This window comes from Streptomyces sp. NPDC002206, assembly GCF_053593595.1.
The window spans coordinates 20,722-45,013 of sequence record NZ_JBSFCW010000009.1 but is presented as its reverse complement, the minus strand read 5'-3'; the positions used below and the strand labels follow the sequence as shown (position 1 = coordinate 45,013).

At 69.5% G+C, this 24,292-nt stretch carries 20 protein-coding genes and 4 pseudogenes; 13 read left to right on the top strand and 11 right to left on the bottom strand.

The features are described from left to right. Positions 1 to 68: 68 nt before the first annotated feature. From ACWCP8_RS18710 to ACWCP8_RS18700, 3 genes are all read left to right on the top strand, one after another. On the top strand, positions 69 to 1,682 hold the full coding sequence (locus ACWCP8_RS18710) for an ABC transporter permease (RefSeq protein ID WP_352263279.1): 1,614 nt from the start codon (positions 69 to 71) through the stop codon (positions 1,680 to 1,682). Positions 1,683 to 1,704: 22 nt separating this feature from the next. Further along, positions 1,705 to 2,730: an ABC transporter ATP-binding protein gene (locus ACWCP8_RS18705; RefSeq protein ID WP_352263191.1), complete on the top strand. Its 1,026-nt coding sequence runs from the start codon at positions 1,705 to 1,707 to the stop codon at positions 2,728 to 2,730. 143 nt (positions 2,731 to 2,873) lie between these two features. Next, a complete protein-coding gene (locus tag ACWCP8_RS18700; RefSeq protein ID WP_355999109.1) occupies positions 2,874 to 3,326 on the top strand; it encodes an SRPBCC family protein in 453 nt (150 codons plus the stop codon). On the opposite strand, the pseudogene ACWCP8_RS18695 reads toward ACWCP8_RS18700, so the two are convergent. After that, positions 3,304 to 4,471, bottom strand: a pseudogene (locus ACWCP8_RS18695) (LOG family protein). The gene ACWCP8_RS18700 and the pseudogene ACWCP8_RS18695 overlap by 23 nt on opposite strands. A 77-nt stretch (positions 4,472 to 4,548) precedes the next feature. Between ACWCP8_RS18695 and ACWCP8_RS18690 the strand changes: the two are divergent. Then, on the top strand, positions 4,549 to 6,093 hold the full coding sequence (locus ACWCP8_RS18690; protein WP_451116990.1) for an ArnT family glycosyltransferase: 1,545 nt from the start codon (positions 4,549 to 4,551) through the stop codon (positions 6,091 to 6,093). Positions 6,094 to 6,127: 34 nt separating this feature from the next. Here ACWCP8_RS18690 and ACWCP8_RS18685 read toward each other — a convergent pair whose 3' ends face one another. The 4 genes from ACWCP8_RS18685 to ACWCP8_RS18670 all read right to left on the bottom strand — a co-directional run bounded on the left by ACWCP8_RS18685 (position 6,128) and on the right by ACWCP8_RS18670 (position 10,164). Further along, the gene (locus tag ACWCP8_RS18685) at positions 6,128 to 7,309 is read right to left on the bottom strand and encodes a hypothetical protein (RefSeq protein ID WP_451116988.1); all 1,182 of its coding nucleotides are present in this window, start codon (positions 7,307 to 7,309) and stop codon (positions 6,128 to 6,130) included. Further along, positions 7,291 to 8,028 carry an ABC transporter ATP-binding protein gene (locus ACWCP8_RS18680; RefSeq protein WP_451116986.1) on the bottom strand — a complete coding sequence of 246 codons (738 nt, stop codon included), beginning with the start codon at positions 8,026 to 8,028 and terminating at the stop codon, positions 7,291 to 7,293. The genes ACWCP8_RS18685 and ACWCP8_RS18680 overlap by 19 nt, the downstream gene beginning before the upstream one ends. 280 nt (positions 8,029 to 8,308) lie before the next feature. Then, a complete protein-coding gene (locus ACWCP8_RS18675; RefSeq protein ID WP_352263202.1) occupies positions 8,309 to 9,688 on the bottom strand; it encodes an aspartate aminotransferase family protein in 1,380 nt (459 codons plus the stop codon). After that, positions 9,673 to 10,164, bottom strand: coding sequence for an Lrp/AsnC family transcriptional regulator (locus tag ACWCP8_RS18670; RefSeq protein ID WP_030928325.1), 492 nt, complete (start codon positions 10,162 to 10,164; stop codon positions 9,673 to 9,675). Before ACWCP8_RS18670 ends, ACWCP8_RS18675 begins: the two co-directional genes overlap by 16 nt. A 178-nt stretch (positions 10,165 to 10,342) precedes the next feature. Here ACWCP8_RS18670 and ACWCP8_RS18665 point away from each other — a divergent pair, with 178 nt between their 5' ends. The 3 genes from ACWCP8_RS18665 (at position 10,343) to ACWCP8_RS18655 (ending at position 13,725) form a co-directional block, all read left to right on the top strand. Continuing rightward, positions 10,343 to 11,782, top strand: coding sequence for a gamma-aminobutyraldehyde dehydrogenase (locus ACWCP8_RS18665; RefSeq protein ID WP_352263205.1), 1,440 nt, complete (start codon positions 10,343 to 10,345; stop codon positions 11,780 to 11,782). Positions 11,783 to 11,961: 179 nt separating this feature from the next. Next, a complete protein-coding gene (locus ACWCP8_RS18660; RefSeq protein ID WP_352263281.1) occupies positions 11,962 to 13,125 on the top strand; it encodes a polyamine ABC transporter substrate-binding protein in 1,164 nt (387 codons plus the stop codon). A gap of 54 nt (positions 13,126 to 13,179) precedes the next feature. Further along, on the top strand, positions 13,180 to 13,725 hold the full coding sequence (locus ACWCP8_RS18655) for a hypothetical protein (protein WP_382838006.1): 546 nt from the start codon (positions 13,180 to 13,182) through the stop codon (positions 13,723 to 13,725). A 1-nt stretch (position 13,726) separates the two neighbouring features. Here ACWCP8_RS18655 and ACWCP8_RS18650 read toward each other — a convergent pair. The 5 genes and pseudogenes from ACWCP8_RS18650 to ACWCP8_RS18630 all read right to left on the bottom strand — a co-directional run. Next, a pseudogene (locus ACWCP8_RS18650) lies at positions 13,727 to 14,069 on the bottom strand (peptidase); the annotation flags it as partial. Positions 14,070 to 14,264: 195 nt separating this feature from the next. After that, positions 14,265 to 14,501: pseudogene (locus ACWCP8_RS18645) on the bottom strand (sensor histidine kinase); the annotation flags it as partial. Between the two features lie 38 nt (positions 14,502 to 14,539). Further along, positions 14,540 to 14,986 (bottom strand): annotated as a pseudogene (locus ACWCP8_RS18640) (SAM-dependent methyltransferase); the annotation flags it as partial. Between the two features lie 75 nt (positions 14,987 to 15,061). Further along, positions 15,062 to 15,766, bottom strand: coding sequence for a glycerophosphodiester phosphodiesterase (locus ACWCP8_RS18635; protein WP_352263209.1), 705 nt, complete (start codon positions 15,764 to 15,766; stop codon positions 15,062 to 15,064). 23 nt (positions 15,767 to 15,789) lie between these two features. Next, the gene (locus ACWCP8_RS18630; protein ID WP_451116982.1) at positions 15,790 to 16,824 is read right to left on the bottom strand and encodes an adenosine deaminase; all 1,035 of its coding nucleotides are present in this window, start codon (positions 16,822 to 16,824) and stop codon (positions 15,790 to 15,792) included. 133 nt (positions 16,825 to 16,957) lie between these two features. Between ACWCP8_RS18630 and ACWCP8_RS18625 the strand changes: the two genes are divergently transcribed. Further along, positions 16,958 to 17,668, top strand: a complete 711-nt coding sequence (locus ACWCP8_RS18625) for a DUF4190 domain-containing protein (protein WP_352263211.1) — start codon at positions 16,958 to 16,960, stop codon at positions 17,666 to 17,668. Between the two features lie 110 nt (positions 17,669 to 17,778). Here the strand turns inward: ACWCP8_RS18625 and ACWCP8_RS18620 are convergent, their stop codons facing one another. Then, a complete protein-coding gene (locus ACWCP8_RS18620) occupies positions 17,779 to 18,318 on the bottom strand; it encodes an NADAR family protein (RefSeq protein ID WP_382837994.1) in 540 nt (179 codons plus the stop codon). Positions 18,319 to 18,533: 215 nt separating this feature from the next. Between ACWCP8_RS18620 and ACWCP8_RS18615 the strand changes: the two genes are divergently transcribed. From ACWCP8_RS18615 to ACWCP8_RS18595, 5 genes are read left to right on the top strand one after another with little or no spacing between them, the layout of a single operon-like run. Continuing rightward, entirely contained in the window at positions 18,534 to 20,048 is a 1,515-nt protein-coding gene (locus ACWCP8_RS18615; RefSeq protein WP_382837991.1) for a gamma-aminobutyraldehyde dehydrogenase, read from the top strand. Positions 20,049 to 20,090: 42 nt separating this feature from the next. Next, complete coding sequence (locus ACWCP8_RS18610) at positions 20,091 to 21,341, top strand: polyamine ABC transporter substrate-binding protein (protein WP_451116981.1); 1,251 nt, start codon at positions 20,091 to 20,093, stop codon at positions 21,339 to 21,341. A gap of 58 nt (positions 21,342 to 21,399) precedes the next feature. Continuing rightward, positions 21,400 to 22,551: an ABC transporter ATP-binding protein gene (locus tag ACWCP8_RS18605; RefSeq protein ID WP_451116979.1), complete on the top strand. Its 1,152-nt coding sequence runs from the start codon at positions 21,400 to 21,402 to the stop codon at positions 22,549 to 22,551. Beyond that, positions 22,548 to 23,480: an ABC transporter permease gene (locus tag ACWCP8_RS18600; protein WP_352263221.1), complete on the top strand. Its 933-nt coding sequence runs from the start codon at positions 22,548 to 22,550 to the stop codon at positions 23,478 to 23,480. Before ACWCP8_RS18605 ends, ACWCP8_RS18600 begins: the two co-directional genes overlap by 4 nt. Further along, positions 23,480 to 24,283: an ABC transporter permease gene (locus ACWCP8_RS18595; RefSeq protein WP_267001213.1), complete on the top strand. Its 804-nt coding sequence runs from the start codon at positions 23,480 to 23,482 to the stop codon at positions 24,281 to 24,283. Before ACWCP8_RS18600 ends, ACWCP8_RS18595 begins: the two co-directional genes overlap by 1 nt. The last annotated feature ends 9 nt before the right edge of the window (positions 24,284 to 24,292 follow it).

The following is a 24,292-nucleotide window of genomic DNA, read 5'->3' as shown; positions in this document are numbered from 1 at the left end:
CCCGGCCGGGGCGCGCGAGCGCCGCGCGCCCGAGGGCGTGGCGCGGGAGCGCGGTGCGGCTCGGCCTGATGGCCGTGCCCGTCGCGTTCTTCGTGGTGTTCTTCGCCTACCCCGTCGTCGCGATAGTCGGCCGCGGGCTGAAGGCCGACGGCGTCTGGCAGTTCGGCCGGATCGGCGAGGTGCTGAGCCGGCCGGACATCCTCGACGTCCTCTGGTTCACCACCTGGCAGGCGCTCGCCTCGACCGTGCTGACCCTGCTGATCGCGCTGCCCGGCGCCTATGTCCTCGCCCGCTTCGACTTTCCCGGCAAACAGCTGCTGCGAGCGGTCGTCACCGTGCCGTTCGTCCTGCCGACCGTCGTCGTCGGGACGGCCTTCCTGGCGCTGCTGGGGCGCGGCGGCCTCCTCGACGAACTGGCGGGCGTACGGCTCGACACCACCGTGTGGGCGATCCTGCTCGCCCATGTCTTCTTCAACTACGCGGTGGTCGTACGGACCGTCGGCGGGCTGTGGTCGCAGCTCGACCCACGGCAGGAGGAGGCCGCCCGGGTGCTGGGCGCCGGACGGTTCGCGGCGTGGCGGCGGGTGACGCTGCCGGCCCTCGCGCCCGCCGTGGCCGCCGCGGCGCTGATGGTCTTCCTCTTCACGTTCACCTCCTTCGGGGTCGTGCAGATCCTCGGCGGTCCGGCGTACTCCACGCTGGAGGTGGAGATCTACCGGCAGACCGCTCAGCTGCTCGACCTCCCCACGGCCGCCGTGCTGACGATGGTGCAGTTCGCCGCCGTCGGCGCGATCCTGGCCGTACACGCGTGGACCGTGCGGCGCAGGGAGACGGCGCTGAAGCTGGTCGACCCGGCGCAGACCGCCCGCAGGCCGCGCGGCGCCGGGCAGTGGGTGTTGCTCGGCGGGGTCCTGCTGACCGTGCTGGTGCTGATCCTGCTGCCGCTCGGTGTGCTGGTGGAGCGCTCGCTGGACGTGCCCGGCGGCCACGGCTTCGCCTACTACCGCGCCCTGCAGTCCGCGGACGCGAGCGGCAGCACTTTCCTGGTCGCGCCGCTCGAGGCGATCTGGAACTCACTGCAGTACGCCTTGGTCGCGACCGTGATCGCGCTGGTCGTCGGCGGGCTCGCGGCGGCGGCGCTGACGAGGCGCGCCGGACGGCTCGTCCGCGGCTTCGACGCGCTGCTGATGCTGCCGCTCGGGGTGTCCGCGGTCACCGTCGGCTTCGGTTTCCTGATCACGCTGGACAAACCCCCGCTGGATCTGCGGACCACCTGGATCCTGGTGCCGCTGGCCCAGGCGCTGGTCGGTGTGCCATTCGTCGTACGCACGATGCTGCCTGTCCTGCGGGCGGTGGACGGTCGGCTGCGCGAGGCGGCGACGGTACTCGGCGCGTCACCGCTGCGGGCCTGGCGCGAGGTCGACCTGCCGCTGGTGCGGCGGGCGCTGCTGGTCGCGGCGGGCTTCGCGTTCGCCGTCTCGCTCGGCGAGTTCGGGGCGACGGTGTTCATCGCGCGGCCCGACAACCCGACGCTGCCGGTCGCCGTGGCCCGGCTGCTCGGGCGGTCCGGGGAGCTCAACTACGGCCAGGCGATGGCCCTCAGCACGATTTTGATGCTGGTGTGCGCGGTGTCGCTGCTGTTGCTCGAACGTATCCGCCCGGACCGGTCCGGGGAGTTCTGAAGATGCTCGGGGTGTTCTGGACATGCTGACACTGGAAGCCGCCACCGTCCTCTTCGGGAGGCGGGCGGCGCTCGACGCGGTGGATCTGGAGGTCGCGGACCACGAGATCGTCTGTGTGCTGGGGCCGAGTGGCAGCGGCAAGTCGACACTGCTGCGGGTGGTCGCCGGACTGCACCCTCCGGACGGCGGCCGGGTGCTCCTCGACGGCGTCGACCAGACCGACGTACCGGTGCATCGGCGCGGTCTGGGGCTGATGTTCCAGGATCATCAGCTCTTCCCGCACCGGGACGTCGGCGCCAACGTCGCCTTCGGGCTGCGGATGCACGGAGCGACCCGTGGCGACCAGGACCGCAGGGTCGCCGAACTCCTCGAACTGGTGGGCCTGCCCGGCAGCGAAAGGCGGGCTGTCGCCGCGCTGTCCGGCGGCGAGCAGCAGCGCGTCGCTCTCGCGCGGGCGCTCGCCCCGCGACCGAAACTGCTGATGCTCGACGAACCGCTCGGCCAGCTCGACCGCAGCCTGCGCGAACGCCTCGTCGTCGAACTGCGCACATTGTTCGCCCGGTTGGGTACGACGGTGCTCGCCGTCACCCATGACCAGGGCGAGGCGTTCGCCCTCGCGGACCGGGTCGTTGTGATGCGCGACGGACGCATCGCCCAGGTGGGCACTCCGCTGGAGGTCTGGCAACGCCCCGCCTCCGCGTTCGTCGCCCGGTTCCTGGGTTTCGACAATGTGGTGGATGCGACGGTGACCGGCGCGTCCGCGGCGACGAGGTGGGGCAAGGTGCCGGTGCCGGACGGGGCGCCGCAGGGCCCGTGCGCTCTGCTGGTGCGTCCGGCGGGCGTACGGATCGGCGGCCCGGCGGACGGCCTGCCGTGTACGGTCGGCGCCCGCACCTTCCGGGGCAACCATGTCGCCGTGACACTGCACCCCGACAGCGGTCCGCTCCTGGAGGCGGAGTGCCCGCTGCGGGACACCCCCCAGGAGGGTGCGAAGGTCGGCGTGACGTTCGACGCGTCGGAGACGGTGGTGCTGCCCGCGGCGGGCTGATCGCGGGCGGCGCGTCGGTGCCGCTCGCGACGCCACGCGGTGGGGACCACTACCGGGTGTTCCGGAAGAGCAGTTTCGGCCGTTTCGGGGAACACCTCATGCGACGGGGGAAGATCCGGAACGACTCCGAAAGGGCAGGGACTATGACTGGAACGGCACGCGAGGGCATCGACATCACCCGCGTCTTCGACGCCCCGCGGGAACAGGTCTTCGCGGCCTGGACGACCCCCGAGCACTTCGCCGCCTGGTACGGCGGCGACGCCGATGTGCCGCTCGACCGGGTGTCGATGGACGTCAGGCCGGGGGGCACGTGGAGCCTGGTCATCGTGGTGCCGGGCACCGAGATGCCGTTCCACGGGGTCTACCGCGAGGTGGTCGCGCCGGAGCGGCTGGTCTTCACGCTGAAGGACGCCGGCGCGCCTGCCGACATCGAAGGCGAGATCGTCACCGTCACCTTCGCCGAGCGCGGCCGCAAGACCACCGAAATGGTCTTCCAGCAGCGCGGCGGCAACCTCACGCCCGAGCAGTACGCGGCGGCCGAGGACGGCTGGGAGGCCTTCTTCGACGCGCTGGTCAACCGGCTCGCAGCGATCTGAACCGGACAGGCTCTCGGCCGGCCCCTCGGCCGGTCAGCCGGGCGAGTGCCTCGGGGGGCCTCGTCCACCGTGTCGACCAGTGCGATACGGGACTCCATCGGCCGGCCCGCGGCGAGCGCCCGGAGCAGCGGCCAGGTGGGCAGTTCGTCCGTCCAGTGGGCGCTGCCGACCAGCACCATCGGCGTCGGTGTGCCGCGTGAGCCGTAGTAGTTCGGCGTCGTGTTGTCGAAGATCTCCTGCACGGTTCCGGCGGCGCCCGGCAGGAAGATCACGCCCGCGGTGGAGCGGGCGAGCAGTCCGTCCTCGCGCAGCGCGTTGGCGAAGTACTTGGCGATGTGGTCCGCGAACGGGTTCGGCGGCTCGTGACCGTAGAACCAGGCGGGGATGGAGACCGAGCCGCCTCCGTCCGGCCATCGCTGCCGTACGGTGAAGGCGGCCAGCGCCCATTCGGTGATCGACGGGGTGAACGAGGGCACGGCCGCCAGGAGTTCGCAGGCTTTGTCCAGCATCGGATCGGGGTGCGGAGCTGCGTAGGCGCCGAGGTTCGCCGCCTCCATCGCGCCGGGGCCACCGCCGGTGGCCACCATCAGTCCGCTGCGGGCCAGCGTTCTGCCCAGCCGGGCCGCGGCCGCGTACGCGGCGCTGCCGCGGGGCGTTGCGTGGCCGCCCATCACCCCGACCACCCGGGCCCCGGTGAGAAGTTCGTCCAGCGCGTCGGAGACCGCGTCGTCGTGGAGCGCCCGCAGCATCGAGGCGAAGGTGTCGCCGTTGGCCCGGGTCTGCCGGAACCATCGGTACGCGCGGGCGTCGGGCGTCGCCTCGTAGCCTCCGTCCGCGAGTCCTGCGTAGAGCGCGTCGGGGGAGTAGAGCAGGCCGCGGTACGGGTCGAAGGGCAGCCCCGGCACGGGCGGGAAGACGAACGCCCCCTCGGCTCGCACCTTCGCGGCCGCTTCGGGCGTCATCCGGCAGCCGAGGAAGACGGCGCCGGACGTGTCGGCGGCGAGCAGCGCGGCGCTGCGGTCCGTCAGGTCGACGGACTGGATGCGATGTCGGGCCAGTGTCCCTGCGGCGACCGCGGCGTCGAACTCGGCGACCGACTCGATCTCGATGCCGGGTGCAGGAATGCTGTCGTCCGGGTTGTCCACGCTGTCATGCTACGTACCGGCCGGGGGGTACAGCTCCTTTCGTACGGTCATATGCCCCCGAGCCGGGAGGTGGCACCGTGACGGACGTGACTCCTGGGGCGGACCGGGACCAAGTGGTGCGCACGCCCGTACCACCGGTCCCGCCTCCCCTCGCGCTGCGTCGCATCGCCGCCGTCTCCGCCGGGACCGGGGTGCTCCTTCTCGCGCTCGGTGCCCGCTACGGCTACCACCGCGACGAGCTGTACTACCGGGCCGCAGGCGACCACCTGGCCTGGGGATACGACGACCAGCCGCCGCTCGTCGTCCTGCTGGCCCGCGCCGAGACCGCGCTCCTCGGGGATTCACCGACCGCGCTGCGCACCGCCTCGGCCGTCGCGGTCGCCCTGACCGTGCTGCTCGTCGGACTGATCGCCCGGGAACTCGGCGGCGGCGCCCGCGCGCAGACGCTCGCCGCCCTTGCCTGGGCGGTCGCCCCACTCACCGTCATCTCCGGGCACCTGCTCTCCACGACCACCCTCGACCTGCTGGTCTGGACGCTCATCAGCTGGCTCGTGGTCCGTATGGTGCGTACCCGTGCGCACCGGCTGTGGCTGATGATCGGGCTGGTCACCGGGGTCGGTCTGCTCAACAAGTACCTGGTGGTGCTCTTCGTCGTCGCCCTGCTCACCGGGATGTTCGCGGCAGGTCCGCGCACAGTCCTGCGTACCCGCTGGCTGCCGGCGGGCGCGGCGCTCGCGCTCCTGATCTCCCTGCCCGATCTGCTGTGGCAGGCGGCGCACGGCTGGCCGCAGTTCGAGCTGGCCCGGGCGATCGCGCAGGACGGAGACCAGGGGGGCAGGGCGGGCTTCCTGCCGTTCCAACTTCTGCTCACCGGACCGCTGATGGCGCCCCTGTGGGCGGTGGGACTGTGGCAGCTGGGCCGGGTGGAACGACTGCGTCCGTACCGGCTGTTCGTCTGGGCGTACGGGGCACTGGCCCTCGTGTTCCTGGTCACCGGCGGCAAGGCCTACTACCAGGGCGGCGCTTATCCGGTACTGCTGGCCGCGGGCGCGCTCACCGTCGAGGAGTGGCTCGCACGCGCGGGCCGCAGAGCCTGGCGCGGAGTGCGTACCGGGATCGTGGCAGTCAGTGGTGCGGTCACCGTACTCATCGGGCTGCCTGTCGTGCCGCTCGCCGCGTTCGCCGACAGTCCGCAGCCGGCCGTCAACGGGGACAGCGCCGAGACGGTCGGCTGGCCGCAACTCGCTGCGACCGTGAGCCGGGTGTACCGGACGCTGCCGCCCGCGGAGCGCGGGGCGACGACGATCGTGACCCGCAACTACGGTGAGGCGGGGGCACTCGCGCGGTACGGCGACGCGTACGGGCTGCCGACCGCGTACAGCGGGCACAACGCCTACCACCGGTGGGGGCCGCCGCCGTCGGACCGCAGCGCCGTGACGCTCTTCGTCGGGGCCCGGAGCGCGGGCGAACTGCGGCGCTACTGGCGCGAGGTGGAACCCGCCGCCCGGATCGACAACGGGTACGGAGTCGACAACGAGGAACAGGGCGCGGAGGTCTGGATCTGCCGGGGTCTGCGCGAGCCCTGGCCGGAGATCTGGCCCGCCTTCCGGCACCTCGGCTGACCGCCGACCGTCTTCACGGCCGGCCGACGGTCCCTCAGCCGGTCAGCGGCAGCGCGGCCAATTCGGCGATCGCCCACGTGATCGGGGCGAACACGACCAGCAGGACGGCGACGCGCAGGGCCGTCGCGGCCCGCAGCGCCGAGGCCGGCGCACCGAGTCGCAGCAGCATCCGAACCACGTGGGCGCGGGCCTGCTTCGCCTCGAGGGCGGAGGTCAGCAGCGTCGCCGTCGTACAGCCCAGGACCAGTACGGCGCCGAGCGCGGTGAGCGGGCCGAAGGGACGCGGTCCCGTCCCGTACAGCGCGAAGGCCGCGATCACCGCGGAGAGCACCGCGCAGACCGCACCCAGCGGCCGGCCGATCCGGTGCGCCTCGTCCATCAGCATCCTTCCGGCCAGCAGGCGTACGGCTCCAGGGCGCATCGCCTGCAGCAGCCGTCCGGCGAAGTGCGTCAGTCCGGGGCCTGCCATGGCCAGACCGATCGCGGTCAGCGACCATCCCGCCAGTACCCACGCCGGGGTGGTGTCGAGCTTCCCCGGCAGGGGGAACGCACTGCCCACGCCATCACGGCTCGAGTACGCCTCGACCGCGAGACCGACTGCTGTCAGCGCCACACCCCACGGCAGTCCGGTCGGCGCCGGTGCCGGAGCCGGCATCTGGTCGTCCGGCGCGATGTCCTGCTCGTCGTCCGGCACCGCCGCCCGCACCGGCTGGGTGCGCAGCGCCATCGCACTTGCCGTCGCCGCGGACACCGGTGCCAGCGCCAGCAGCATGAGGGCCGCGGCCACCGGCAACGGGGCGCCTGCGCCGAGCAGACCGGCCGCCGCCCCGTCGAACGGCAGGCCGGTCAGATCGCCGCGCAGATGCAGGAAGAGGAGCAGCGCCACCATCGACCCGAGGGTGCAGGACACCGCGGTGGAGACCGCGGCCAGCACGCTGAGCCGGAACGGTCCGAGACCGACGGCGGACAGTCCCGGACGCGGGCGCGTACTGGGATCCGTGCGGGCCACCGCGACCGCGAACTGCACGGTGGCGGCCAGCGGTACGAAGCACCACAGCAGCCGCAGCGCGGCGGTGGTCGAGTATGCCGGATGCGTGGACGCGTACTCCAGGGTGCACAGCAGCAGGAAGCCGACCCCGGCGGAGGCGGCCGCGACCAGCAGCCGCCGCACGTGGACCAGCGGATGGGTGCCGCGGGCTAGACGGAGAGCGAGCACGCCGCGTGGCCTTCCGTATCGGACACGGAGGGCAGGGCGACGGTGGTGACACGGCGGCCGTCCAGCAGCGGGACCGTGCGGTCGGCGAGCGAGGCGACCTCCGCGTCATGGGTGGCGAGCACGATCGTGATGCTGTGCGAGCGGGCCGCGCTCATGAGCGTTCGCAGCACATGGGAGCGGTCGGCGCGGTGCAGTGTCGCGGTCGGCTCGTCGGCGAAGATGACCGTGGGCGTGCCGGCCAGCGCGCGGGCCACGGCGATCCGCTGGCGCTGCCCCTGGAGCAGCGTGTGCGGCCGCTTCTCGGCGCACATGCCGATGTCGAGCCGCTCCAGCCACTCCATGGCGGCCTTCTTCGCGACCCGGTGCGATGTGCCGCGCAGCAGCAGCGGAAGCGCCGCGTTCTCCCAGGTGTTCAGCTCGGGTACGAGCTGGGGTTCGGGCGCGATCCAGCCGAACCGGTCCCGGCGCAGCCGCTCGCGCAGCCGCGGCCCCATGGTGTGGACCGGGACACTGTTGAACCACACCTCGCCCTGCTGGGGCACCAGTTGACCGGAGAGGCAGTGCAGCAGAGTCGTTTTGCCGCTGCCGCGCGGGCCGGTCACGGCGAGGATCTCACCGTCGCGGACGCCCAGGGAGACCCCGCCGAGCGCGGGTGAGCCGTTGTGGGAGTGGTGCAGGGAACGCGCCCAGATCACATCGTTGTCCGGCGGAGCCACCATGGCGTACACCTCGGTTCAGATCAGAGTTCCCGTCCCCTGCACGGGGGAACGAAGAGGGGGCCGATCGGTCACTGGGCACCGTAAGGATTCGAACCACGGCACCACGGCACCACGCGGCCCGGGTGCGCTCCTTCCCACTCGAATGGGCGCATCCGGGCCGCGTGAACCGTATGAAATGACTGCTGGAAGCCGGGGTGAGCGATGATCCGGCCGTGGTCAATCGGTCAGTCGATCCGTGGTCGATCGACCGATCGACTCACGAGCCGGATCACAGTTCGGATCAGAGCTTCGTCCAGGCCTCCGTCAGCACCGACCGCAGGATGGACTCGATCTCGTCGAACGTCGACTGGTCGGAGATCAGCGGCGGGGCGAGCTGGACGACCGGGTCGCCGCGGTCGTCGGCCCGGCAGTACAGACCGTTCTCGTACAGCGCCTTGGAGAGGAAGCCGTACAGGACGCGCTCGGTCTCCTCGTCGGTGAAGGTCTCCTTGGTGACCTTGTCCTTCACCAGCTCGATGCCGTAGAAGAAGCCGTTGCCGCGGACGTCGCCGACGATCGGCAGGTCGTGCAGCTTCTGCAGCGTCGTGAAGAACGCGTTCTCGTTGTCCAGGACGTGCTGGTTGAGACCCTCGCGCTCGAAGATGTCGAGGTTGGCGAGGCCGACCGCCGCGGAGACCGGGTGGCCACCGAAGGTGTAGCCGTGCAGGAAGGTGTTGCCACCCTCGTAGAACGGCTCGGCGATACGGTCCGAGACGATGCAGGCGCCGATCGGGGAGTAGCCCGACGTCATGCCCTTGGCGCAGGTGATCATGTCCGGCACGTAGCCGAACTTGTCGCAGGCGAACATCGTGCCGAGACGGCCGAAGGCGCAGATGACCTCGTCGGAGACGAGCAGCACGTCGTACTTGTCGCAGATCTCGCGTACGCGCTGGAAGTACCCGGGCGGGGGCGGGAAGCAGCCACCGGCGTTCTGCACGGGCTCCAGGAAGACTGCGGCAACCGTTTCCGCGCCCTCGAACAGGATCTCCTGCTCGATCTGGTCGGCGGCCCAGCGGCCGAAGGCCTCCGGGTCGTCGCCGTGGATCGGGGCGCGGTAGATGTTGGTGTTCGGCACCTTGCGCGCGCCGGGAACCAGCGGCTCGAACGGGGCCTTCAGGGCGGGCAGACCGGTGATCGAAAGGGCGCCCTGCGGGGTGCCGTGGTAGGCGACGGCGCGCGAGATGACCTTGTACTTGGTCGGCTTGCCCATGAGCTTGAAGTACTGCTTGGCGAGCTTCCAGGCCGTCTCGACGGCCTCGCCGCCACCGGTGGTGAAGAAGACCTTGTTGAGGTCACCCGGCGCGTAGTCGGCGAGGCGCTCGGCCAGCTCGACCGCCTTCGGGTGAGCGTAGGACCACACCGGGAAGAAGCCCAGCTCCTGGCCCTGCTTGTACGCCGCCTCGGCGAGCTCGTGACGGCCGTGACCGGCGTTGACCACGAACAGGCCGGACAGGCCGTCGAGGTAGCGCTTGCCCTGATCGTCGTAGATGTAGGTGCCCTCGCCACGCACGATGGTGGGAACGGGCGCGTTCTCGTAGTCCGACATGCGGGTGAAGTGCATCCACAGGTGGTCGTACGCGGTTCGGCTGAGGTCCTTGCTCACGGCTATCGGGTTCCCCACATATAGGTCTGCTTCTTGAGCTTCAGGTAGACGAAGCTCTCGGTGGAGCGCACGCCGGGGATGGCCCGGATGCGTTTGTTGATCGTTTCCAGCAGGTGGTCGTCGTCCTCGCAGACGATCTCCACCATCAGGTCGAAGGAGCCCGCGGTCATCACCACGTACTCGCACTCGGCCATGGCCGACAGCGCCTCCGCGACGGGATCGAGATCGCCTTCGACATTGATGCCGACCATCGCCTGCCGCCGGAACCCCACGGTGAGCGGGTCCGTGACGGCGACGATCTGCATCACGCCCTGGTCGAGCAGCTTCTGAACGCGCTGCCGTACAGCCGCCTCGGAGAGGCCCACGGCCTTGCCGATCGCGGCGTACGGACGACGCCCGTCCTCCTGGAGTTGCTCGATGATTGCGAGGGACACGGCATCGACCGCTGGTGACGATCCGTTCCCGGTCCTGGAGTCTGCGCTGCGACTGGCCACGGATCCACTCTGCACCGGGACTCGTCTGTCTGGCAACCCTGGATCGATGAAATTCGTTGTTTGAAGGCCTTGATCTAACTGAATCCGAAGTTCGCGGCAGTTGGGTATGTCGAAAGCGTTACCCCAGCGACTAGGCTGGACATCTCACCCATTGGACGTGTCGACAGGAGGGGTGGTTGTGACCACCGAGGTGCGCCGTCTGCGCAACTACATCAACGGAGAGTTCCGGGACGCCGCGGACGGGCGGACCATCGACGTGGTCAACCCGGCGACGGAAGAGGTCTACGCGACCTCGCCGCTCTCCGGCCAGGCCGATGTCGATGCCGCCATGGCCGCCGCGGCCGCCGCCTTCCCCGCCTGGCGCGACGCCACGCCCGCCGAGCGCCAGAAGGCCCTGCTGAAGATCGCGGACGCCTTCGAGGAGCGCGCGGAGGACCTGATCGCCGCCGAGTCCGAGAACACCGGCAAGCCGCTCGAACTCACCCGCACCGAAGAGATCCCGCCGATGGTGGACCAGATCCGCTTCTTCGCGGGTGCGGCGCGGATGCTCGAAGGCCGCTCGGCCGGGGAGTACATGGAGGGCCTGACCTCCATCATCCGCCGCGAGCCGGTCGGCGTCTGCGCACAGGTCGCGCCGTGGAACTACCCGATGATGATGGCCGTCTGGAAGTTCGCCCCGGCGCTCGCCGCGGGCAACACCGTCGTCATCAAGCCGTCCGACACCACCCCGGCGTCGACCGTGCTGATTGCCGAGATCATCGGCCAGATCCTGCCCAAGGGCGTCTTCAACGTCATCTGCGGCGACCGGGACACCGGCCGCGCGATGGTCGAGCACCCGACCCCGGCGATGGCCTCCATCACCGGTTCGGTACGGGCCGGCATGCAGGTCGCCGAGTCCGCCGCCAAGGACGTCAAGCGGGTCCATCTGGAGCTCGGCGGCAAGGCGCCCGCCGTCGTCTTCGAGGACTCCGACATCGCCAAGGCCGTCGAGGGCATCTCCGTCGCGGGCTTCTTCAACGCCGGCCAGGACTGTACGGCCGCGACCCGCGTCCTTGTCCACGAGTCGATCCACGACGAGTTCGTCACCGCGCTCGCCAAGGCCGCCGCCGACACGAAGACGGGGCAGCCGGACGACGAGGACGTGCTGTACGGCCCGCTCAACAACGCCAACCAGCTGAAGCAGGTCAGCGGTTTCATCGAGCGGCTCCCCGCCCACGCGAAGGTCGAGGCGGGCGGCCACCGGGTCGGCGACAAGGGCTACTTCTACGCCCCGACCGTCGTCTCCGGCCTGCGCCAGGACGACGAGATCATCCAGAACGAGGTCTTCGGCCCCGTCATCACCGTCCAGTCGTTCACCGACGAGACGCAGGCCGTGGCGTACGCGAACGGCGTCGAGTACGCTCTCGCCTCCTCGGTGTGGACCAAGGACCACTCCCGGGCGATGCGGATGTCCAAGAACCTCGACTTCGGCTGTGTGTGGATCAACACCCACATCCCGCTCGTCGCCGAGATGCCGCACGGCGGATTCAAGAAGTCCGGCTACGGCAAGGACCTCTCCGCGTACGGCTTCGAGGACTACACGCGCATCAAGCACGTCATGACGTCTCTCGACGACTGACCCTCCGTGCACGCGGTGGCGGCCCCGGGCTCCGGCCCGGGGCCGTTTCCGTGCCCCGCTTCTGACGGGGCATCGACAGGGTGTGCGGGTGGAGCGCATGCCGCTGGACGAATGGTCCATTGTCCGCCGGAGCCGCCGACCGGCATCCTGCGCAGGTGCGAGCGATCCCGAACCACCTCATGTCCCGCCGGTCCCTGCTGCGCGCCTTCGGGGCGGGAGCGGCCGGTGCCACGCTGGCCGGCTGCGGAGTGCCCGCCGCGTATGTGCAGCCCGGTGACCGCGCCGGACGCGACTTCTCCGCCACCGACCGCACGCTGCGGTTCGCCAACTGGCCGCTGTACATCGACACCGACGACGAGGACGAGTCCAAGCGGCCCACCCTCGACACGTTCACCGAGCGCACCGGGATCTCCGTCGGATACACCGAGGAGATCAACGACAACGACGAGTTCTTCGGGAAGATCAGCCCGGCGCTGATGAACCACCAGCAGACCGGCCGGGACCTGATCGTCATCAGTGACTGGATGGCCGCCCGGTTCGTACGGCTCGGCTGGGTGCAGGAGATGGACCGGACCGAGCAGCCCAACGTCGCCAAGTACCTGGACCCGCAGCTGCGTTCGCCCGCTTTCGATCAGGGCCGGACACACAGCGTCCCCTGGCAGTCCGGGATCACCGGCATCGCGTACAACCGCAAGAAGCTCGGCCGCGAGATCAAGCACACGAGCGATCTCTGGGCGGACGACCTGCGCGGCAAGGTGACGCTGCTCTCCGGGCTCGACGAGTCCTTCGCTCTGCTGATGCAGGGCAACGGCGTCGACATCACCCGCTGGACGCGGGACGACTTCTACACGACGTGCGACCAGGTGGAGAAGCTGGTGAAGAAGAAGCACATCCGCCGCTTCACCGGCAACGACTACATCAAGGATCTGTCCACCGGCGATGTGCTCGCCTGCCAGGCCTACTCGGGCGATGTCATCCAACTCCAGGCGGACAACCCGGAGATCGAGTTCGTGGTGCCCGAGGAGGGGGCCGAGCTCTGGGCGGAATCGCTCATGATCCCCAACCTCGCCCGTCACAAGCGCAATGCCGAGAAACTGATCGACTACTACTACGAGCCCGAGGTCGCCGCGGAACTCGCCACCTGGGTCAACTACGTCTGTCCGGTCCCGGCCGCCCGCGAGGTACTGGCCTCGGCCAAGGACGAGGAGACCGCCGCCCTCGCCGAGGATCCACTGATCTTCCCCGACGACGCGATGCGCAGACGGCTGGCGATCGCCCGCGACATCACGTCCGAGGAACGCACCGAGTTCGCGAAGAAATGGAACTCCATCGTGGGTCTCTGAGCGAGGTGCGGGGGCGACGTAAAGGGCAGGTAAACCCGGGCGTACGCTGCGGGCATGAGCGAGCGAGGAGCCCTGCTGAGGCGCATACGCGTGTGGTTGGTCGTCTTTATCGTATGTCTGGTGCTGAGCGGGCTCACTGCCTTCCCGCTCGTCCATGAACTCCACTGGACCGAGGACCTGCTGAGGTCCTCGGCCTCACCCGTGCCCGAGCACTTCCCGGCTCTGATGGAGTGGATCACCCGGGTCCGGACCGGTCTGGACGAGGCCGACGCGAAGTACCCCTTCGTGCTGTACGGCACCGACTGGCTGGCCTTCGCGCATCTCGTCATCGCCGTCGCCTTCTACGGTCCGTACCGCGACCCGGTCCGCAACATCTGGGTCATCGAGTTCGGCATGATCGCCTGCGCCGGGATCATCCCGCTCGCGCTGATCTGCGGACCGGTCCGGGGGATCCCCTTCTGGTGGTCGGTCATCGACATGTCGTTCGGTGTCATCGGGGTGATCCCGCTGCTCGTCGTCCGCCGCATGATCAAGCGGCTGGAGGCGATGGAGCGGACGCCGGATCCGGTGGCCGGCCCGGCGGCGGCTCCAGCGGTCTGAGTCACCCGGCCGACGGGGCACCGAAGGCGGCCACCACGATGTTCATCGCCGGTGGCGTTCATGCCCTCGCACTTCGCGTCCGTCGCGTGGACGCTGTAGACGAGTGTCCGGGAGAGATCACGGGTGGCCACGACAGCCGTGTTGCAGCCCCAGCGGCCACCCGTCTTGCCCCACACCTCGCGGCCACCCAGCTTCACCACCGACAGACCCGCGCTGTATGCGGCCGGCTCGCCCGTGTCGTATTCGCGCACCGATGCGCCGGGCAGCGTGAACATCTCCTCCAGGAGCGGTCCGCGCACCGCCTGCCCGCGGAACAGGGCCCGGATGAAGTGCTCCAGGTCGGCTCGCCGGGCGCGTCTGTCTGCGTGGCCGCAAGCGGAATCGTCACCCGGACCCGGAATCCCCGGCCACCCGGACCCGGGCCTGTGCAGGCGGTGCCGCCGTGTGCCGATCAGACCCATTCCGGTGACGGTCCCGGGTCCGCGCCCGTCATCGGTGACCGTGAGGGTCAACGCTGCGGACTCATAAGTCAGTTGTACGCAGACGGTGTCGGCGGCGGCATGCTTGACGACGTTCGTCAGAGCCTCCTGCACGATCCGGTACACGGTGGCCTCGACGTCCAGGCCGGGCGGCCGGGCCGGACCCGTGACCTCGTACGAGATCTCCAGGCCGCTGGCGCGTCCTCGCTCGACCAGGCCGGGGAGCCCGGCCGGCGCGGGCTGGGGTTTCCGGGGCGCACCGTGCGGGCCCTCGTTCTCGCGCAGCACGCCGAGCATCCGGCGCAGCTGCACCATGGCATCCCGCCCCGTCTCCGGGTTGGTTCGACCGCCTGCAGGATCCGCTCCGGGTGGCGGGCGTCCGCGTCGATGTAGGTGGTCGCACCCTCCGGCGAGCTGGTGAGCAGCGCGCGGGCGTGCGCCGGCACGACCGGGTCGTTGTCGACGTACACGATGCGGGCGTCCGGCGCGGTGTGCTGCGCGACCTCATGGATGTTGTCTGCCGTCGGCAGGCCGGTGCCTATGTCCAGGAACTGGCCGATTCCCGCGTCACCGGCCAGATGGCGGACCGCTCGCCCCAGGAACGCCCGGTCGGCGCGGGCCACTTCACCGATGCTCGGGTACATGCCGGTGACCTGATCGCCTACCGCGCGGTCGACGGGGTAGTTGTCCTTGCCGCCCAGCCAGTAGTTCCAGACCCGGGCGTTGTGCGCGATGTCGGAACGGACACGGGGGGAAGGAGGGTTGCTCCGTGGATCGGTCACACCAGTCACATCTGCTCCTCCGGCGACGGGGGCGACGTCGCGATCGATGAGGCACCGTCCATCATGCCGGATCGATCAAGGGAGCTCGGTGACAGTCGAGTTGGCTAGGAGAGCGTGCAGGGCGTCGACCCGATTGGTGGTGATCGAGTCGACGCCGTGCGCGATCAGGCGGCGCATGGTGCGCCTGGTGTCGGCCGTCCAGGCCGAGACCAGCAGCCCGTCCCGGTGGACACGGTCCGTCAACTCGCGGCTCACCAGGCCGAACCGGTAGTTCAGCCAGCGTGGCTTCACCACGTCCAGCAGGCCGGCACGGGGCGGGGCGAGTGACGTCCAGGTCAGGGCGATCTCGGCGGACGGATCGGCTGCGCGCACCCGCAGCATGGCCTCGGGCCCCGCGCAGTAGTACGTACGCTCCCCGGCCCCGCACTCGCGGACCACACCGACGGTCCTGCGTACCGAATCGTCGGTGGAGCCGGGCAGGTCGACCATGAGGCGATGCGTTCCGGCGGCGAGCAGCGCCTCGCGCAGGGTGGGCACACCGCCCCCGGTCACTTCGGTGACCTCCTGATGGGTGAGCCCGTCCAGCCTGAGGTCGTGGCCCCACAGCCGTTCCAGCGTGGAGTCGTGCAGCAGGACGGGCACCCCGTCGCGGGTGACCCGGACATCGATCTCGACCGCGTCCGCCCCCCGCTCGATCGCGGAGCGGATCGACGGGAGGGTGTTCTCGCGGACACGGTACGGATCGCCGCGGTGAGCCACGGCGGTGACAGAGGTGGCCATGGGGCCATTGTCACCGCCTCCGGTCACCGGCCGGTGCGCTCCAGCCAGCTCGTCGTGTACGTGTCGATCTCGGCGGCCAGCGTCCGCTTGCCGACCGGGTCGAGGTACGAGGCCTCCACCGCGTTCTTCGCGAGTGCGGCGAGACCTCGCTCGTCCAGGCCGAGGAGACGGGCCGCCACCCCGTACTCGTTGTTGAGGTCCGTGCCGAACATCGGCGGGTCGTCGCTGTTGATGGTGACCAGAACGCCGGCGTCCACCATCTCCTTGACCGGGTGCCGGTCGAGGTCCGTGACGGCGCGGGTCGCGATGTTCGAGGTCGGGCAGACCTCCAGCGGAATCCGGTGCTCGGCGAGGTGGTCGAGGAGCCTCGGGTCCCGGGTGGCGCTGGTGCCGTGGCCGATGCGCTCGGCGCGCAGCTCGGTGAGGGCGTCCCAGATGGTCTGCGGACCCGTGGTCTCCCCGGCGTGCGGGACGGAGTGCAGGCCCTCGGCGATCGCCCGGTCGAAGTAGGGCTTGAACTGCGGGCGGGGCACGCCGATCTCCGGACCGCCGAGCCCGAACGCGACGAGCCCCTCGGGCCGCAGCCCGACCGCGAGCCGGGTGGTCTCCTCGGCGGCTTCCAGTCCGGCCTCGCCGGGGATGTCGAACGTCCAGCGCAGTACGACCCCGAGCTCGGCCTCGGCGGCCTTGCGGGCGTCCTCGATGGCCTCCATGAAGCCCTGCTCCGGGATCCCGCGCCGGGTCGAGCTGAACGGGGTGACGGTCAGTTCCGCGTACCGGATGTTCTGGCGGGCCATGTCACGGGCGACCTCGAAGGTCAGCAGCCGGACGTCCTCCGGGGTGCGGATCAGGTCCACGACGGAGAGATAGACATCGATGAAGTGAGCGAAGTCGGTGAAGGAGAAGTAGTCGGCCAGTGCCTCGGGGTCCGTGGGGACCTTGGAGTCCGGGTGGTGGGCGGCCAGTTCGGCGACGATGCGGGGAGAGGCGGATCCGACATGGTGGACATGCAGTTCAGCCTTGGGCAGCCCCGCGATGAAGGGGTGCAGATCGGTCATCGGATCCTCCGGAACGTGAGGTTCGAGCGGTCCGGGCGCATTGCGGCCCGGGGCGGGACGGGGATCATCGTAGGCCGGGGCCGGACCGGCGGGAGCGGGCCGTAGCATGACGGGACCACGATGGGGGAGGCCCATGTCAGACAACACAGAGCAGCCAGGGGGCGGGGCAGCGCCACGCGACCCGTGGGCTCCGCCGGACAGCAGAGTGCCGCTGGAGAAGCCGTCCGGTGATCCTCGTCCGCCTGCTGTGCACGACCAGCCGACGGTGACCGCGATGCCGGGTGTGGGGGACGGTCCCGCACCTGCCACCGGACCGGGGTTCGGTCCGGGAGCTCCGACCGGTCCGGCGCCGGCCTCCGGCCCCGGGGAGGTACCGCCGCCGCCGATCGCACCGAACGGACCGGGCCAGCAGGTCCCGCCGGCCGCGGGGCAGTACGGCTACCCGGCCGCGCCGGGCGCGCAGTACGGGAGCTACCCGGGGTATTCCGCCTACGGCCAGACGTCCTGGGGCAGTGCGCCTTCCAATGGCATGGGTACGGCAGCCATGGTGCTCGGCATCCTGGCCGTCTGTCTGTTCTGCATCTACGGGATACCCAGCCTGATCCTGGGCGCACTCGCCCTGATCTTCGGCATCCTGGGCCGTAAGCGAGTGCAGCGCGGCGAGGCGACCAACAGCGGCCAGGCGCTCGCCGGGATCATCATGGGGTCCATCGGCATGGTTCTCGGTGTGGCGATCATCAGCTTCTTCATCTGGCTGTTCGTCACCCATGCCGATGAGTTCGACAGCAACACCTACAAAGACGACCCGTACTCCTCGTCCCTGGTCGTCGACGTCACGCGATAGGTGATGCCGGGCGGCGGTACCCGAACCTTCAGGGACCGGTGCGCGTATGCCACCCGATGGCCGGGCGGGCCGGGCTCCGGCCCGCCCGGCCAACGCGCATCCTGGCCGCCTCATGGCGTGCGCAGCTCCGTCCGGGCGTCCATCAGCGCGAACCCCAGCAGATTCAGCCCGCGCCAGCTCGCCGGGTTCTCGGCACGCGGATCGTCCGCCGCCAGCCCGATGCCCCAGATCCGGTCCACGGGGCTGGCTTCGACGAGCACCCGGTCCCCGGTGTTCACCAGGAACTCCCGCAGCTCGGCGTTCTGGCCGAACTTGTGGACGCTGCCCGCCACCACCAGGGCGAACCGCTCCCGCTCCCACACGGACTCGTCGAAACCGCGGACCAGCCGGCCCGTCTTCTTCGCCGCAGCGGGGCTGCTCGCGGACACGGCCCGGCGCTCCGCCTCCTCGTCGCCGAAGAGCCGCGCCTTGCCGGCCATCATCCAGTGCTCGGCCGACGCGTACGTCACGCCGTCGACGGTGAACGGCGACGGCCACCACTGACTGAGGCAGCTCGCACCGATCCGCCCGTCCGGAAGCGGGCGGTGTCCCCAGAACCGCAGGTACTTCACCTTTTCGCCGCGACGGGTCCGCGCCACAAGATCGTTCATGTGCTCCATGACACGCGAGTGTGGCATCCGCCACTGACACTCCGTACGGGGATTTCCGCACCGACGCGACACATGGTCGACAGATTCCGTCGCGTAACCAAAAGGCAACAACGGAATCACTTGTTGGGCTCAGTGTCCTCTGTCAGGATCGGCACTCAATTCGAGCAGAAGCTACGCCGCCCCGGTCGACGGGAACAGCGGCGGAGGAGAGCGTCATGGGCAACGGCTTCCAGGTGCAGGACCGCTTCGCGGACGGCGCGCAGTACATCGGCGGAAGTCTGCGGTCCGGCACATCGGGACGCAGTCACGCGGTCGTGAACCCGGCGACGGGCGAGACCGTCTACACCTACGAACTGGCGGGCACCGCCGATGTCGACGCGGCCGTCGCTGCCGCCCGGGAAGCCTTCCCCGGCTGGTCCGGCGCCACACCGGCCGAGCGGTCCGAGGCGATGCACCGCTTCGCCGCCGTACTTGCCGAGCAGGCCGACGACTTCGCGTACGCCGAGTCGCTCCAGTGCGGCAAGCCGATCAAGCTCTCCACCGAGTTCGACGTGCCGGGCACCATCGACAACACCTCCTTCTTCGCGGGCGCCGCCCGCCATCTGGAGGGCAGGTCCGCGGGCGAGTACGACGGCGACCACACCTCGTACGTACGCCGTGAGGCGATCGGTGTCATCGGCTCCATCGCTCCCTGGAACTACCCGCTCCAGATGGCCGCCTGGAAGATCCTCCCGGCGATCGCGGCAGGCAACACGATCGTGCTGAAGCCCGCCGAGATCACCCCGCTGACCTCGTTGATGTTCGCGCAGGCGGCCACCGGGGCGGGCATCCCGGACGGTGTGATCAACATCGTCACCGGGGCGGGCAAGGACGCGGGCGAGCACCTCGTCGGCCACCCGGACGTCGTGATGACCTCCTTCACCGGCTCCACCGCAGTGGGCAAGCGGGTCGCCGAGATCGCCACCGCCACCGTCAAGCGCCTCCACCTCGAACTGGGCGGCAAGGCCCCCTTCCTGGTCTTCGACGACGCCGACCTCGACGCCGCCGTCAACGGCGCGGTCGCCGGAGCGCTCATCAACACCGGCCAGGACTGCACCGCCGCCACCCGCGCCTACGTCCAGCGCCCGCTCTACGACGCCTTCGTCCAGGGGGTCGCCGAGCTGATGGCGACCGTCCGGCTCGGCGACCCCTTCGACCCGTCGACCGACCTCGGCCCGCTGATCAGCCACGTTCAGCGGGACCGGGTCGCCGGATTCGTCGAGCGCGCCCGTGCGTACGCCACCGTCGTCACCGGTGGCGAGGCGCCCGGCGGCGACCTCGAGGACGGCGCGTACTACCGGCCGACGCTGGTCGCCGGAGCCGCTCAGGACAGCGAGATCGTCCAGTCGGAGATCTTCGGCCCGGTTCTGGTCGTGCTGCCCTTCGACACCGACGACGAGGGCATCGCTCTTGCCAACGACACCCCGTACGGACTCGCCGCCTCCGCCTGGAGCCGGGACGTGTACCGGGCGGGCCGCGCCACCCGCGAGATCAAGGCGGGCTGCGTGTGGGTCAACGACCACATTCCGATCATCAGTGAGATGCCACACGGCGGATACAAGGCCAGTGGCTTCGGCAAGGACATGTCGGCGTACTCCTTCGAGGAGTACACACAGGTCAAGCATGTGATGTACGACAACACCGCGGTCGCCCGCAAGGACTGGCACCGCACGATCTTCGGGGACCGATAGCCCGGCCGACCACGGCCATTTCCACCCGAAAGGGCAACGCGCATGGAGCAGTACGAGTCCGAGCACCTCTCTGCAGCGCAGCTGGCCGCAATGCGGCGCAGTCTGACCAGCGGCAGGGGCGCCCTCACCCGGCGTTCGCTCATCCGCGCCTCCGGCATGGGCGCGCTCACGCTCGGCGGACTGGGGACGCTGAGCGCATGTGGCATCCCGCCCGCGAAGCGGGAAGGGGACGCCGCAGCGGCCTCGGACGACCATTCGGCCAAGGAGAAGCAGATCAACTTCTCCAACTGGACCGAATACATGGACGTCAGCGAGGACGAGAAGCACCGGCCCACCCTGGAGGCGTTCACAAAACGCACCGGGATCACGGTCAAGTACACCGAGGACATCAACGACAACGTCGAATTCTTCGGCAAGATAAAGCCGCAGCTGGCCGCGGGCCAGGACACCGGCCGGGACCTCATCATCGTCACCGACTGGCTGGCCGCGCGGATCATCCGGCTCGGCTGGGCCCAGAAGCTCGACCCGGTGAACCTGCCGCATGCCTTCGCCAACCTCTCGTCCCAGTTCCGCACCCCCGACTGGGACCCGGGCCGCGCCCACTCGTACCCCTGGACGGGCATTCCGACCGTCATCGCCTACAACTCCAAGGCGACCGGCGGGCGCAAGGTCGACTCCATCACGCAGCTGCTCGACGACCCCTCCCTCAAGGGCAGGGTCGGGTTCCTCTCCGAGATGCGTGACTCCGTCGGCATGACCCTGCTCGACATGGGCAAGGACCCCGGGACGTTCACGGACGCCGACTTCGACGCGGCGATCGGCCGGATCCAGAAGGGCGTCGACAAGAAGCAGATCCGCCGCTTCACCGGCAACGACTACACCGCGGACCTGGACAAGGGTGACATCGCCGCCTGCATCGCGTGGGCCGGCGACATCATCCAGCTCCAGTCCGGAAACCCGGACATCAAGTACGCGATCCCGGCCGCCGGTTACATCACGTCGAGCGACAACATGCTGGTCCCCGCCAAGGCCCGGCACAAGACCAACGCCGAGAAGCTCATCGACTACTACTACGAGCCGCCGGTCGCCGCCCAGCTCGCCGCGTACATCAACTATGTCTGTCCGGTCGACGGTGTCCGTGAGGAACTCACCAAGATCGACAAGGCGATGGCCGCCAACACACTCATCCTCCCCGACAAGGAGATGGCGGCCCGATCGCACGCCTTCCGTTCGCTGACAAGCAAGGAAGAGACGGCGTACGAGCAGAAGTTCGCCAAGCTCATCGGCGCCTGACCGCCGTGCCATTTCCCCCTCGCCCGATCTCCCCCTGACACCACTGGGACTGCGACCCATGACACAGCAGCAGACAGAAGGCGGCGACGTCCGCCTCACCGGGATCAGCAAGATGTTCGGTTCCTTCGCCGCCGTCCAGCCGCTCGACCTGACCGTCCCCCAGGGCTCCTTCTTCGCCCTGCTCGGAGCGTCCGGCTGCGGCAAGACCACCACCCTGCGGATGATCGCGGGGCTGGAGGAGGCAACCACCGGCACCATCTCGCTCGGCGGCCGGGACATCACCGACCTGCCCCCGTACAAGCGGCCCGTCAACACCGTCTTTCAGAGCTACGCGCTCTTCCCGCACCTGGACATCACCGAGAACGTCGCCTTCGGTCTGCGCCGGCGCGGCATCAAGTCGGTGAAGAAGCAGGTCGACGCCATGCTGGAGCTCGTTCAGCTCGGCGACTTCGCGAAGCGCAAACCGCACCAGCTCTCCGGCGGCCAGCAGCAGCGCGTCGCCGTCGCCCGCGCCCTGATCAACCACCCGCAGGTGCTCCTGCTCGACGAGCCGCTCGGCGCCCTCGACCTCAAGCTGCGCCGCCAGATGCAGCTCGAGCTCAAGCGCATCCAGACGGAGGTCGGCATCACGTTCATCCATGTCACCCACGACCAGGAGGAGGCCATGACCATGGCCGACACCGTCGCGGTGATGAACGCGGGCCGCGTCGAGCAGCTCGGCGCCCCCGCCGATCTGTACGAGAACCCGAAGACGACCTTCGTCGCCAACTTCCTCGGCACCTCCAACCTCATCGAGGGCGAGATCACCGAGTCCGGCACGGACATCCTCGTCGGCGTGGGCGGCAGCACACTGCGACTGCCCGCCGGGCGATGCTCGGCCCCCACCGCCCTCGGCGGGAGGATCCTGGTCGGCATCCGCCCGGAGAAGATCTCCCTCGCATCCGCCGGCGAAGCGGACACCATAGCCGCCGGACGCAACCGGGTGACCGGCCGGATCGTCGACTCCAGCTTCATCGGCGTCTCCACGCAGTACGTGGTGGAGAGCCCGGCCGGCAAGGCACTGCAGGTGTACGAGCAGAACGTCGGGCATCGCGCGGGACTCACCCGCGGCGCAGAGGTTGTCCTGCACTGGAACCCGGAGCACACCTTCGGCCTCGACGCGACCCAGGACATCGACGCCGGTGTGGAGACGGTGGAGGACGCGACATGACCGTCACCGAAGCGCCGCCCGCGCCGCCCAAGGACCCCGCCGAACTCCCCGTACGCAAGGCCTCCACCCGCAAGCGGCTCGTCCCGTACTGGCTGCTGCTCCCCGGCATCCTCTGGCTGGTCGTCTTCTTCGCCCTGCCGATGGTCTACCAGGCATCGACCTCCGTACAGACCGGATCCCTGGAGAAGGGGTTCGAGGTCACCTGGCACATCCAGACCTACTGGGACGCGCTGTCCGAGTACTACCCGCAGTTCATCCGGTCCCTGCTGTACGCGGGCACCGCGACGATTCTCTGCCTACTGCTGGGCTACCCGCTCGCGTATCTCATCGCGTTCAAGGCGGGCCGCTGGCGCAATGTGGTGCTGGTGCTGGTCATCGCGCCCTTCTTCACCAGCTTCCTGATCCGTACCCTCGCCTGGAAGACGATCCTCGCGGACGGCGGCGCGGTCGTCGACGTACTGAACGCCCTGCACGTCCTGGATGTCACCAGCTGGCTCGGCTGGACCGAGAACAACCGGGTGCTGGCCACGCCGATGGCCGTGGTCTGCGGTCTGACATACAACTTCCTGCCGTTCATGATCCTGCCGCTCTACACCTCGCTGGAGCGGATCGACGGCAGGCTGCACGAGGCGGCCGGCGATCTGTACGCCACCCCCGCCACCACCTTCCGCAAGGTGACGTTCCCGCTCTCCATGCCGGGTGTCGTCTCGGGCACGCTGCTGACCTTCATCCCGGCCAGCGGTGACTACGTCAACGCCGAACTGCTGGGCTCCACCGACACCAAGATGGTCGGCAGCGTCATCCAGACCCAGTTCCTGCGCGTCCTCGACTACCCGATGGCCGCCGCGCTCTCCTTCATCCTCATGGCGGTCGTCCTGCTGATGGTGACCGTCTACATCCGCCGCTCCGGGACGGAGGACCTGGTCTGATGCCCGTACTGCGCTGGCTCCGCCGCCATCTGATCGTCATCGCGGGTCTGCTGACCCTCGCCTACATGATCCTTCCGAACATCGTCGTGATGGTGTTCTCCTTCAACAAGCCGAACGGGCGCTTCAACTACGCCTGGCAGCGCTTCTCGCTGGACGCCTGGACGGACCCCTGCGGCGTCGCCGACATGTGCGGCTCGCTCTCGCTCTCCCTCCAGATCGCCACCTGGGCGACGATCGGCGCGACCGCGCTCGGCACGATGATCGCCTTCGCACTGGTCCGCTACCGCTTCCGGGCGCGCGGCGCGATCAACTCGCTGATCTTCCTGCCGATGGCGATGCCCGAGGTCGTCATGGCCGCCTCACTGCTCACGCTCTTCCTCAACATGGGCGCCCAACTGGGTTTCTGGACGATCCTCATCGCACACATCATGTTCTGCCTGAGCTTCGTCGTGACGGCGGTCAAGGCACGCGTGATGTCGATGGACCCGCGACTGGAGGAGGCGGCCCGCGATCTGTACGCGGGACCCGTGCAGACCTTCGTCCGGGTGACCCTGCCGATCGCCGCCCCCGGAATCGCCGCGGGAGCGCTGCTCGCCTTCGCGCTCTCCTTCGACGATTTCATCATCACCAATTTCAACGCGGGCTCGACCGTGACCTTCCCCATGTACGTCTGGGGTTCGGCGCAGCGCGGCACACCCGTGCAGATCAACGTCATCGGCACGGCGATGTTCGTCATTGCCGTTCTGGTGGTTGTCGCCGGCCAACTCATCACGAACCGGCGAAAAAACAGCGCACGACCCTGAAAGTCCTGA